The organism is Pedobacter sp. HMWF019 (assembly GCF_003061025.1).
GTDB lineage: Bacteria > Bacteroidota > Bacteroidia > Sphingobacteriales > Sphingobacteriaceae > Pedobacter.
Window position 1 is genome coordinate 1 of sequence record NZ_QAIL01000204.1, and the last position, 12,090, is coordinate 12,090.

Below are 12,090 nucleotides of genomic sequence, written 5' to 3' on the forward strand. Positions count from 1 at the left end.
CCCAGGAGTTCTTTTATTTTGTTCGTAAATCCCTCTCCTCCAGAGCTGTTTCCAATATATCTACCAATGATATTACCCTCTTTGTCCAGCAAAATTTTAGTGGGGAAAGCGGTTACACCATATTCCGATACCAAATCAAACTTATCCCTGTTCTCATTGTTCAAAACTTGAATCCAGGTTAAGCCATCTTTCGCTATCGCTTCAGTCCACAACAACCTATCTGCAGGCAGGGCAGAGTGTTCTTGTGCAATGCCCACGATTTCAAATCCCTTATCCTTATATTTTGTATAAAGTTCCTTTAAATGAGGATGACTTGCTCTGCAAGGGCCGCACCAGCTGCCCCAAAAATCAAGTAAAACATATTTACCTTTTAAAGCATCAAAGTTAACGGGCTTGCCTTTGTCATCCCTTTTATTCAATGCAAATGCAGTCAGTTTAGTGTGATAGACGCGTTGAACAGAATCTGCGAATTTGGAGTAAAAGGATTGGCCACCAGGTGTTTTCAAGTACTCGGCCTTGATAGCTTCCCGCAATTCCTTTGTATTGCATTGGCCACTCAGGTTTAGAAAACTCAGCACCTTTATAGCTTCTTTTGTATGCCCGGTTTCAGAAAGCGCCTTAGCATAAATAACAGAAAGGTTATTTTCTAGTTTATAATCATCAGGTTTTGTGAGTGCCATGCTTCTTAAATCCGACTCAAAAGATTTGCCGCTTCCCTCGTACAGAGGCTTTAGGTAATTAACAATTCTTTCTGACTGATGATTATTGGCCAACACCCTAGCATACACCACCATATTTTCGTTGAAAAGACTTTTTTCTTTACCTGTTTTTACATAAATCTTACTCAAACTATCTACAATAGGGGCTAAAACCCGCTCAGCATAGGCGGATTCACCTCTTTTATTCATCTCGGCAGCAACGCTTAGCACGCCTTGATTATAGTAGGTTAAAACAGGAATCTTTTTAAGCCAGTTTTCTGCAGATTTAACATCTCCGGATTTCGTATATTCCGTCGCAATGGTGATCCTTGCATAGATATAACCAATGGTTGCGGAACGTCCGGTATCAGGATATTGTTGTAAAGAAGTATTGTAAATTTTGATCTTTTCCGGCAATTCTTTTACCAGATAAAAACCTTTTAATACCGGGCTGGGCACATAAGGTTTTGCTTTTGTACTGTCTTTACCTATTGCTTGACTAAAAGTACTTGCAACATTTGAAAACATAAGTGTAGCAAGTATAGCATATGATAGTTTCATTTAATTTCAAATTAGTTGTAACCAGGATTTTGTTTTAGGAAAGGGTTTTTGTCAATATCACTTTTAGGAATCGGATATAATTTGGCCTGCGGTCTCCAGTTTGGTTTTTTGCCAAGCACTTCATCCGCTTTGCCTGTTCGTTTCAAATCCAGCCAACGATGTCCGACTTCAGTAAAGAGTTCAACAAAACGTTCATGGGCGATCAGATCGAGTAAAGCATCTTTTCCAATGGTTGGATTAGTGGAGGGAAAAGGCACTGTATTGATTGCCCTTTTTCTTATCACATCAAGATCTGCAATGGCCTCCGTTAATTTAGATTGCTGCGTCCTGGCTTCTGAACGGATCAGATAAACTTCTGAAAGGCGTAGAAATACCATGGATTCAGTTCTCGTAGTCCCGGTACCGCTATTCAACTTATACTTAAAGGGAAAATTATAATTCACAGGAACATTCCCGATTGTTAAGGTATTGGTTTTAATCCAGCTTGTTTTTCTCTGGTCATTGACCTCAAAAGAATTGAATAAAGTATCGGAGATCGGATATTGAGGCGTACCTGAAGAAATGAAATTATAACCGTCCCAGGTGTACAAATTAGTGCCTGGTTGTTGTAATTGCAATATGACCTCTTTGCTGCTGGTTAAAAAAGTTTTGTTGAGGTCAGGCTCCAGATCATACATTGTTTTGCCTGCACCATCTATAACTTCAGTTGCTAGCGCTTCTGCATTTACCCAGTCTTTTTTGTATAAATACACTCTCGCAAGCAGGGCTGCAGCTGCATATTTATTGGCCCTCAGACGCTGGGTACCGACGTATGCAGGACTAAGATTATCCTTCGCATATTTCAGATCTTCGAGGATCAGGGCATAGATCTGGTCGGTAGGCACATTTGGCAAAGTTGCATTTAACCGGTAGTCTGTTGTGGTTGGCATAGGTACATCTCCGTACAGGTTCACCAGATAAAAATAATTGGCCGCTCTAACGAACTTCGCTTCAGCAGTAAATTGCTTTTTTCCGGTAGCACTTACACTTGGTGACTTAGCCAGGCTTTCAATTACAGCGTTTGTATTATAAATCACATTGTAAGTTGGCCCCCAGATACTGCCTTCATTTACTCCATTTGAAGAAGAGATGGCATTGGTATAAAACTCATTAAACTGGTTGCTCGAGGAACTCAGGGCAATTTCATCGGCACTAACTCCTGCTGAGATTTGTACAGCACCGCTAAAGTCTAGTACAGAGGTGAAAAAACCAGTACTTCCTACCATTTCTCCATACAAGCCCCTTACTGCCGAAGCCGCTTTGGAGTCGCTTTGAAATACCACTTCAGTAGAAATCTGGTCAATCGGTTCCGCTACCTCTACAAACTTTTTGCAGGCGGATATGGTCAAACAAATGGCAAAAGCCAATCCTGTTTTGATATATATATGATGAATAGTCATGATCATTAGAATTAAAGTGTCAATTGTAAACCGCCTGTAATGGTCCGTAAAGGAGACATTCTTGTATAATTTTGGGTTTCAGGATCACCGCCCTTGTAGCCCGAGATCACAAACAGGTTTTGTCCCTGGACATAGAATTTGCAGGAGTTGATGCGTACAACACTTAACCATTTAACCGGAATATCATAAGATAGATAAACATTCTTCAACCGGATATAAGAAGCGTCTGTATAAGCACCACTAGAAAAGCTATACGGATAAAAGCCGGCGGTTCCATAAATAGCACCTTGTGTGGTGGTGAATTTTTGTACATCTGTTAAATCTCCTGGACTTTGCCAGCGCGTTAAAGCCAGTTCGGGAACATTAAAAACACTGCCGGGAGGGTTAAACAAATTATTGGTTCTCCAGTCCTTTCCCAATTGCTTGGTAAACTGCATAAAGAAACTCAGGTTAAATCTTTTGTAGGTAAAGCTATTGTTGATCCCACCGTAGAATTTAGGATCCGAAGAACCGATGACTCCGTAATCGACTGTGGTGGCCTGGTTATCTCCATTAACGTCCTTAACGGTATATAAACCCGTGGCAGGATCAACCCCCGTAAACTGGGCTGCGAAGATCCTGTTTAAGGATTGACCAATTGCATAGGTGTTGAAGTAGGTGGATTTATCAAGATCTGGATATTTCTTTAATTTGTTTTGTGGTAATGTAATGTTAAAATCTGTAGTCCATGTCAATGGTCCCTTTCGAAAGTTGTAACTGGTTACGGTGAGTTCCAGCCCGCGATTTTGTACTTCTACACCATCTAAGTTCCTCACAATGGTAGAGAATCCAGTTATTTTTGGCAATCCATAAGAAACCAGAGGGTCGGAAGAGATATTTTGATAAACAGATCCGGTAAACAAGATTCTGTCTTTAAAGAAACCGAGTTCAATACCAATCTCCAGCTTTTTATTGCGCTCCCAATGCAGATCGGGGTTGTATAGCTTTTTAGGATATAAAGTAGCTGAATCCGCATAGTTACCCGCAGTTACCCAGGCATCCAGATATTGATATTCACCGATCTGGTCGTTTCCGGTAGATCCATAACTTCCTCTTAATTTCCCGTAACTTAAGATTTTTCGATCTTTAAGTAGAGCTTCATTGCTGAAAACCCAGGCGGCACCAATGGCTCCAAAGTTGGAAAAGCGATAATCAGGCCCAAAACGACTTGAACCATCTCGTCTTCCTGTAAAATTGACAATGTATTTATCCTCCCAATTGTAATTGATCCTTCCAAAAACAGCCTGATATTTATAGACTGAAGCTGTATTGCTGGCTGTTATGCCCGTAGAAGAAGCTCCCGAAAGTGAGCCGATTAATTCATCACTGGTATAGCCTTTGGCACTCACCACCAGACCAGCTGTGCTGCGCTGGTTAAACGTGCCTCCTAAAAGAACATTCAATTTTCCTTTGCTAATATTTCCCTTATATTCTGCCTGTGGTTCGATGATCCAGTTCTTCAGCTGATTATTTCCAAATGAATTAAAACCACTTACATTGGATGCCATTGGGTTTTGAGCAGATAAAGGCGTCAGTCTTTTTTCATCGTTCTGCGTCATGTTGTAACCAAAGCTGCTCCGTATCTCCAGATTTTTCAATAGTTTGTAATTAAGGACCAGATTGGCATTGAGGTTACTCATTTTTGATAGATATACCTGGTTTAAAGTTGCCAGTGGATTGTCTTTCTGGATATATAGGTTGCCCTCGTTCCAGGCCAGTTTCCCGTTCTCATCATATAGCTTAAAATTAGGCGGAAGTACTACTGCTGCTGCGAGGTCCAGAGCGGTGAGATTACTCTGATTGGTGCCATAAAGCGCAGAGAGGTCCATTGTAAATCTTTCATCCTGTGAAGTGTTGTGGATATTAAGATTAAAAGATCCACGGTCACTGGACATGTCACCAGGCCAAACTGTTCCTTCTTTATGATAGGCACCTCCGATCCGGTACTGAGTAGATTTGCTCCCACCTGATAAGGTAAGCTGGGCGTCATTGGTATGAGCATTGTTTCCAACCAGGAGGTCTGTAAAATCAGTATAACGATTGTTATCCCACAACTTCAGGTCATAAGCATTAGAGTTTGTAGGCGTAATTTTGTCATTAGCAAAGGCTTCCTTTCTCATGGCAATGTATTGCTCTGTATTTAGCATTTTAGCCATTCTGGTAACCGTGCTTACACCGGATGTCACATTTGCATTTAAACGCATTTTGCCAGCTTTGCCCTTTCGTGTAGTAATCAAAATCACTCCATTGGCACCTCGACTGCCATAAATTGCTGTTGCATCTGCATCTTTCAGCACATCTATGCTTTCAATATCTGCGGTATTGATCCCGGCGAAGGCACTAAGCCCATCTGTTGTACCAGGACCGAAAGGGCCGCCAATCAAGTTGACCTTATCATTTCCAGCTGCCATAGGCACGCCATCCAGAATAAACAAAGGCTGATCTGAAGTAAGTGATTTGTCAAAGTTGGACCTTCCGCGAATTTGTACATTTAAACGTGCACCTGGAACGCCACTTACCTGACTCACCACCATGCCTGGTATACGTCCCTCCAGGGCTTGCATGGGATTAGAAACTGGTTGTCTCATGAGTTCATCTCCGCTTATTTTAGAGATATTACTGGTGGCCAAACGCTGAGAGCCTTTGCGGTATCCTTCTACCGAAATTTCATCCAGTTTGGAAATATCAGGGGATAGGCTGATGCTCAGTTTTGTGGTGCTTTTAGCAACGACCGCTTCCTGTAGTTTATAACCAATATAAGAAATCTCCAGTACGGTTCCTTCTGGAACATTAACGGTAAATTCACCATCATTGTTGGTATTCGATATTCTCTGCCCGCCTTTGATCCTGATTACTGCACCTGGAAGACCATGTCCATTCTCATCAATAACCACGCCCTTTACCGGGCCTGCAAAGCCAATCAAATCGGATAGTTTTGAAAAAAGACTCTTTTCTTTTCGTTTAATAATAATGGTTTTGTCTTTAATCAGATAGCTAAGGTCTTGCCCCTCCAGGCAAGCTTGTAAGCCATTTTCGAGACTCACATTGTTCAATTGAAGGCTGAATACTTTAAGGCCTCTGAGGTCAAAATCATTGTAGACAAAGTCGTAGCCAATTTGCTTACTAATGGTCTTGAAAACATGCTCTAATGGTACATTTTTGGCATGTAGAGTTAACCTCTGCGCATATCCTGCAGCAGAAGTTTGAAGTATGACGGCAAAGACTAGGATAGTGGTGAGCTTCATAGCGAGCAAAAGCCTGTTAAGTGTATAAAAATTCATACATTTGGGTTGTTTGGGTTAATAGTTGATTGTTATAGCGATAAGAAATTGGTAATCCCGAACTGATATCAATTAGAGTTGATATACGCCAGGGTTCCGGTTACAGCTGGAATCCTGGTTCTTGATCATCGTTACCGGTAGAAGTATAGACTATTGCATAACAGTGATCCTCCTTCCTTCTACTTTAAAATGAACGGTATTGGTTGATTCCAGAACATCTAATATTTTGGATACATTTTCATAGCGGGAAACACTTCCTGAAAAGTCTTTATTGGTCATATTGCCTTCATAAACAACCTCAACGTCATACCACCTGGCAATCCGATGCATGAGTTCGTGAATGTTTTCATTTGAAAATTTGAGTTTTCCATTTTTCCAGGCTATTGCATCCTCGGTATCCACAGCGTGTATTTGTATATTTTCTCCTCTACGAATAGCCTGTTCTCCCGGTTTCAATATCAGAGTATGTTTTGAAAAGGAGATTTCAACAGAACCTTCCAGTAAGGTTGTTTTTACAGCGTTTTCTTCTTTGTAAGAATTTATGTTGAAATGAGTACCCAATACCTTTACATCCTGCTCATCTGTATGGACGATGAAAGGTCGTTTAGTATCCCTGGCCACCTGGAAATAAGCCTCCCCGGTAAGTGTAACCCGCCTTTGCTGACCATCCTGAAAACTTTCCGGAAATTGCAAAGAGGAGGCAGCATTTAGCCATACAACCGTTCCATCCGGTAATTCCACCTGGTACTGGCCGCCTCTTGGAGTAGTGATTGTGTTTGTATGACCATTAGATGGGACTATATTCTGATCGGAAGCTGCATTTGCCGAAAATACCAGCTGACCGTCTTTTGTCTTGGTCATCCGGATACCAGATCGTGTTGCCAGATTGCCGTTAGCAGCATTATCAAGTATTATATTTGATCCATCAGCCAGTTTTAATACAGCCTTGTTCTTGCCCGGAGCAATATCATTGACATAATAATTTCCAGAAGATGTACTGAAATTTTTATACAGCATTAAGCCCACCGAAAGGAGGAGCAGTATAACGGCTGCAGCAATATATAATAACCGAATTGATTTTGCCCTTTCAGGCTGGGTCGATAAGATCTTCCGCTTTAAAATAGTTAGAGACCTTTGAGCAGAATCGACTATCAAACCCTCATCATGATTGTAAAATTCCATATCGGTAAACTGATGTTCCTCATACCATTTTTCTACCTGTTCCTTTTGAGCCGGGGTACAGGTTCCTTTGAGGTATAAATTGATGAGTTCAGGTAGTTCTTCAGGGAGCATACTATTGAATTATACTTATGTATTGCACAAAAATGATTTTACCGCCATCCGGTTATGTTATTTTTTTATTTATGTTTACAGCATAAGACTGAACCATCATTAAATCTTTTAGCAAACATTCAGATACGGAACTGCTCAAGCAGTTGCATGCAGACAATATCAAAGCCTTTGAAACCGTCTATGGTATGTTCTATGTACAACTTTGCCGGGTTGCTTATAAAAAACTTGGTGATGAAGCACTGGTTGAAGAATTAGTGCAGGATGTTTTCCTTAACCTGTGGGTTAAACGTAAAAGCCTGGATACTGAAGGAAATTTACAAGCTTATTTATATGCTACGCTAAGGAATAAAGCCTTGAGTGAGCTTCGTAACCGTCTTTTAAGATCACAACATTATATAAAAGTGAGAGAGGAGGGGGGCATGTTTTCGGTCAATATCGAGGATGAGTATGTAGCGAGGGAAACGGAACTTAAAATCAAAAAAATTATAGACAGTTTGCCACCGCAGTGTCGCGAAGCTTTTATTTTATCACGTGAAGAACAGCTTTCCTATAAAGCGATTGCAGAAAGGATGAATATTTCAGTTAATACAGTGGAAAAGCATGTTGGTAAAGCATTGAAAAAGCTTAGGACAGAATTTAAGGATTACAATACGCCTATAATTATACTTCTCGGCCTATTGGCCTTATATCGTCTCTAAATAGGCGCTATATCTTTACTTCAAGAAATAATGGAAAGATTTACGCCGTAGAAAATAAAGAGGCGAATCTAGTTTGATTTCACGAAAAACTTCAAATCCAAACTTCACAAACCAGTCTAGATTCTGCTGTAAATGAGTTTCAAGATAAATGGGTCTTTTTCTTCTATCTGCATCTGCAATCAGTTCATCCATGAAGTCAGTACCTATCCCCATATTAACATAGTCTGAATCTACCCCCATAAACCAAATATAATAGCTGTAACGTTCATGGTGTTTACTTACAAATGCTTCCCTGGCTAAAACTTTCAGTGCACTTCTAAAGCCTACGGTTCCCAAAAGAAGTTCCATTTTCCAATAGATACCCTTTAAAGAAAACTGTTTCCTATCTGGATACTGGATCAGAGCACAAGCTTTTCCATCATCTGAAACGAGCACCTTTCCAAAAACAGAACATACATTATATGCATACCTCATCAGGCGGTCTATGCGGTGTAATCTTTTGCTGTCCTGTTTAACCAGGTTATTTACTCTTGGGTTCTGTTCAAATGCCTTGGTAAGGATTTGTATAATCTTTTCTTTGTCTTTACGCTTTGCCTTAATCATAATTCTATTATTTGAATTTAAGAATCCTACCTTAACGGTAAGATTCCTCAGTTAACACTGTTATATCAATAAATAAAGTTTAGATATAGTTAAGTTTGAATGACAATAAATCAAATTTAGTTTTAAATTATGAAAGTAGCAACTTATTGTGATATAATTTGTTCTGGCATCTTTGCAGCACCTGAGCTACATATATTTCATCCCGTCGTAATTCAATAATCTGCGCCAAAGTGCAATTTGTCCAATCATATTGGCTTCACGGTAGGTGTTAAAGGAGATCATTTCAAACATGGAGAAACTCATACCTGGAAACTCCAGTATCTTGTTCAGTTGTTCCTCGCTGCTATTCATTAACAGGTGTCTTAAAATCGGTGATATTTTCTCCCAATCCTGTCTGTAAGTGTCTAGAGAAGGATAGACCGTATCGTCTTGAATACCTTTGTTATTTTTAAACAAATCATCGGCTGCTGATTTTTGTTCAGCTCCTAATAGACTAGCCAAATCAAATCTCTGCTGAACAAGACTACCTGCCAGCCATGCTATATGATTAGCTTAGGTATCCATGCGTTTTCCAGCATCTTCATCAGAAATATCGTCCAATGCACTTTTGAAAAACTTCGTATGCATATCAAAAAGAATTAAGAAGGCATACAAACGACTACTTTTAGGTTTAATTTCCATGGTTTTGATTTTATCATTATAATGTTAAAGTTCGTTATAATTGGATGAACAAGAAGGTATTAAAAAGGACAAACTAGGGGTGTTTTACGCCAGTGAACCTTCTTTTTGACTAATGATAAGGGAATTCAGATACTTGTTGCTATGCCAAAGTAAATGAACAACTTGAATGAGATTGCAGAATGTGATTATCATTAAATTAGTTTCAATGCTCAAAACAAAGCAGATGGTTAACCAAATATTTTACTCTATAGGGAGAGTAAGTCGAGAGGTAAGGTCGGGGTGTTGATCATTCAACATTCCGGCCTTCTCTGCTATCTTGGAAGAGTAAATGAAAAAGAAATAATGTCGCGTTCCGTATTGATTTTCAGATCACCTCCATTACTTTTAATGTATTCTCTGCATAAGTGAAGCCCTAATCCAACACCTCTTTCATTTTCGGTGCCATAAGTAGCTTTGAAATCATGGAGTTGCTTAGCGTCCAGATTTTCAATACTTTTTAAGTCTGCCACGGAATTGGATATTTCCACGTTTACTCCAGTAGATCTACGTTTAAGAGATAGCCAGACTTTTCCGCGTTTTGGAGTAAATTTAATAGCATTGTCAATCAGGTTACGAATTATCAATTTAACCTGGTTTTCGTCTGCATACACAGGAAATAGACCGTCAAATTCCAATACTACCTGTATTTGTTTATTGTGCAGTAAAGGCGCATATACCAGCAGAAGCTCTTCTATAAGTTGTTTTAGTTCAAAATGCGTAGCTTCTGTTTTTATGCCGTCCATTTGACTCTTTGCCCAATAAAGGAGATTGTTTAATGTATTGTAAATCGTTTCTATGTTCTTTTTGTTCTCTTTGAGAAGAAACTGAATGTCGTCCATGGAAAGAATGTCACTATCGTTTAGGGCGAGGATACTCATTAAACTATTCAACGGGCTTCTAAGGTCATGGGCTATAATGGAAAACAATTTATTCTTTACATTATTAGAAGATTTTAGTTCTGCTATAGTCTTTGTAAGTAGCAGTGTTCTTTTTTGAACCAGTTCTTCAAGCTGAACCTTTTGGTTTTGAACAAGGGCAAGATTTTGATAACTGGTATCGCGCTCTTTTTTCATAATAATCCGGTAGCGGTCTCCAAGTGCAAAAGACAGCAATAATAATTCTACGGTAGAACCAATAGGTACCAATTCCATCGTAAAGTCATTAAACCGTAGAATACCTGCAAGGCTAAAGGTTACCAGGCCAACAGAAAGTAATACAAAAAAGAAGCCAGCAACATAATATTTTGCAGGCTGATGGCCTCTTCTGTAAGCCAGAATTCCAGAAACCCATAAACTTAATGAAACACTTGCTGTCAGTACCTGTGCAATTGATGCACAATATCTTTTATTTCCCGATAGGCTGAGTATTAATAAAACAACAGCACACCCGCCTAAAAAATAATATACGTTTAACATACGAGGAGCTATCTTTTCGAGATTGAGGAAAGATCTGGAAAAAAAGAAAGAACTGATCATTGATAAACTAAGAAATACATGAGGATATTGATTCATTAGTATTCTCATATCATTTCCGAATAAAAACCCATAACCTCTTAAATAGACCATGAGGTAACAGGAAAGTGTAAGGACATGGAGTGTATAATATAAATACGTGCGATCTTGCAGACTGATGTAGAGGAAAAGGTTATATAACAACAAGGAAATCAATATACCTATATATATGTATTCTATCCTGTCGGTAAAAGCTTTTCCTTTAAATAAAACTTCTCCGGTAACCAACTTGAGTGGTACAACAAGAATGTTATTCGTTTTTAGGCGCATATAAACAGACTTGTACTTTTGGTTGGCTTCCTGAGGAAGTTTGAAAATGAAATTGTTTTCAATATCGACACCTGGGACAGGATAAAAAGCGTTTCCGGTTTTTAGATGCTTAAACGATTGATCAGCTTTTTCCATATAAATGTCAACATTATCTATGTTTGCTGAGGAAAGAACAAGGTAAAGCGGTGAAGAGGGATAATTGATATATTTAATCTTTATCCATATGGCTGAAGTTGTATTGCCGAAGTTCAGGATGTCTTGCTCACCCTTTTTAAACTTTCCTAATGAATCTAAGGAAATTATTTGTTTCAATGATTTTGTCGCCTGTTTATCTTCCAGGTACGCCACTCTCTTTCCGATATTCTGATAGGCATACTGGGAATCTGATATGATTTCCTGACCCTTGACAGCAAAGGAAAATATAATAAGGAAAATAGAGATAATAAGGCGCATGACGTTAAACAAAAATAACAAAATATCATTTTCATGAAAGTATTTTTGATGTTGCATTTCTGATAAAATCTTTTCGTTCCTGTTTCTCGTATATTATCATACTATAACTAAATGAACTACTTTAGATGAACCCGATAACGTTAAACAATTGTTTAATCAAAGGCTTCATCTGATAAAAAGAGCAATAATGAATGAAAACAACAGGAGAAATTATTAAACAGTTAAGACTGGAAAAAAATATGACCCAAAGGGAGGTATCAAAGGCGCTTAAAATCACCGGTCCTGCTTTATCCAAAATTGAAAATGGTGGTACAAGCATTAATACTAACCGACTTAAACAGATTGCTGTTTTTTTTGGAGTTTCTACAGGCTATCTGCTTGATGAGGAGCGCCCCATCAGTGAAATGGAATTATTAAAGTATAGAATAGTACAGAGAGAGCAAGAGATAGCTGCTCTACAAAGCAAGGTAATAGCCTTATATGATGAGGCCCGTGCGTTGGGAAAACGTTGAAAATATATATAC

10 protein-coding genes are annotated in these 12,090 nt (G+C 39.0%); 2 read left to right on the forward strand and 8 right to left on the reverse strand.

Features of this window, described 5'->3' with window-relative positions:
- From DBR11_RS12370 to DBR11_RS12385, 4 genes are all read right to left on the reverse strand, one after another.
- Positions 1-1,259 (reverse strand): TlpA disulfide reductase family protein (locus DBR11_RS12370; RefSeq protein WP_146186520.1); only part of this gene is annotated, 1,259 nt, incomplete at its 3' end.
- An 11-nt stretch (positions 1,260-1,270) separates the two neighbouring features.
- Entirely contained in the window at positions 1,271-2,698 is a 1,428-nt protein-coding gene (locus tag DBR11_RS12375; RefSeq protein ID WP_158275277.1) for a RagB/SusD family nutrient uptake outer membrane protein, read from the reverse strand.
- Positions 2,699-2,709: 11 nt separating this feature from the next.
- Positions 2,710-6,018 carry a SusC/RagA family TonB-linked outer membrane protein gene (locus DBR11_RS12380; RefSeq protein WP_108552980.1) on the reverse strand — a complete coding sequence of 1,103 codons (3,309 nt, stop codon included), beginning with the start codon at positions 6,016-6,018 and terminating at the stop codon, positions 2,710-2,712.
- 150 nt (positions 6,019-6,168) lie between these two features.
- Positions 6,169-7,311, reverse strand: a complete 1,143-nt coding sequence (locus DBR11_RS12385; protein ID WP_108552981.1) for a FecR family protein — start codon at positions 7,309-7,311, stop codon at positions 6,169-6,171.
- 131 nt (positions 7,312-7,442) lie between these two features.
- Here DBR11_RS12385 and DBR11_RS12390 point away from each other — a divergent pair, with 131 nt between their 5' ends.
- Positions 7,443-8,009: an RNA polymerase sigma-70 factor gene (locus DBR11_RS12390; protein WP_255564074.1), complete on the forward strand. Its 567-nt coding sequence runs from the start codon at positions 7,443-7,445 to the stop codon at positions 8,007-8,009.
- A 15-nt stretch (positions 8,010-8,024) separates the two neighbouring features.
- On the opposite strand, the gene DBR11_RS12395 is transcribed toward DBR11_RS12390, so the two are convergent.
- From DBR11_RS12395 to DBR11_RS12405, 4 genes are all read right to left on the reverse strand, one after another.
- Positions 8,025-8,612 carry a GNAT family N-acetyltransferase gene (locus DBR11_RS12395; RefSeq protein ID WP_108552983.1) on the reverse strand — a complete coding sequence of 196 codons (588 nt, stop codon included), beginning with the start codon at positions 8,610-8,612 and terminating at the stop codon, positions 8,025-8,027.
- Between the two features lie 186 nt (positions 8,613-8,798).
- Positions 8,799-9,113, reverse strand: a complete 315-nt coding sequence (locus tag DBR11_RS30145) for a hypothetical protein (RefSeq protein WP_233260734.1) — start codon at positions 9,111-9,113, stop codon at positions 8,799-8,801.
- A gap of 51 nt (positions 9,114-9,164) precedes the next feature.
- Complete coding sequence (locus DBR11_RS30545) at positions 9,165-9,293, reverse strand: hypothetical protein (RefSeq protein ID WP_255564073.1); 129 nt, start codon at positions 9,291-9,293, stop codon at positions 9,165-9,167.
- A gap of 311 nt (positions 9,294-9,604) precedes the next feature.
- Positions 9,605-11,623, reverse strand: a complete 2,019-nt coding sequence (locus DBR11_RS12405) for a sensor histidine kinase (RefSeq protein ID WP_233260735.1) — start codon at positions 11,621-11,623, stop codon at positions 9,605-9,607.
- Between the two features lie 134 nt (positions 11,624-11,757).
- Here DBR11_RS12405 and DBR11_RS12410 point away from each other — a divergent pair, with 134 nt between their 5' ends.
- Positions 11,758-12,078, forward strand: a complete 321-nt coding sequence (locus DBR11_RS12410) for a helix-turn-helix domain-containing protein (protein ID WP_108552985.1) — start codon at positions 11,758-11,760, stop codon at positions 12,076-12,078.
- Positions 12,079-12,090 lie beyond the last annotated feature (12 nt).

Bases quoted from the DNA above. Each gene is read 5' to 3' on its own strand.
- DBR11_RS30545 (WP_255564073.1), bottom strand. From the start codon at position 9,293: ATGGAAATTAAACCTAAAAGTAGTCGTTTGTATGCCTTCTTAATTCTT.
- DBR11_RS12405 (WP_233260735.1), bottom strand. From the start codon at position 11,623: ATGCAACATCAAAAATACTTTCATGAAAATGATATTTTGTTATTTTTG.
- DBR11_RS12410 (WP_108552985.1), top strand. From the start codon at position 11,758: ATGAAAACAACAGGAGAAATTATTAAACAGTTAAGACTGGAAAAAAAT.
- DBR11_RS12395 (WP_108552983.1), bottom strand. From the start codon at position 8,612: ATGATTAAGGCAAAGCGTAAAGACAAAGAAAAGATTATACAAATCCTT.
- DBR11_RS12380 (WP_108552980.1), bottom strand. From the start codon at position 6,018: ATGAATTTTTATACACTTAACAGGCTTTTGCTCGCTATGAAGCTCACC.
- DBR11_RS12385 (WP_108552981.1), bottom strand. From the start codon at position 7,311: ATGCTCCCTGAAGAACTACCTGAACTCATCAATTTATACCTCAAAGGA.
- DBR11_RS12375 (WP_158275277.1), bottom strand. From the start codon at position 2,698: ATGACTATTCATCATATATATATCAAAACAGGATTGGCTTTTGCCATT.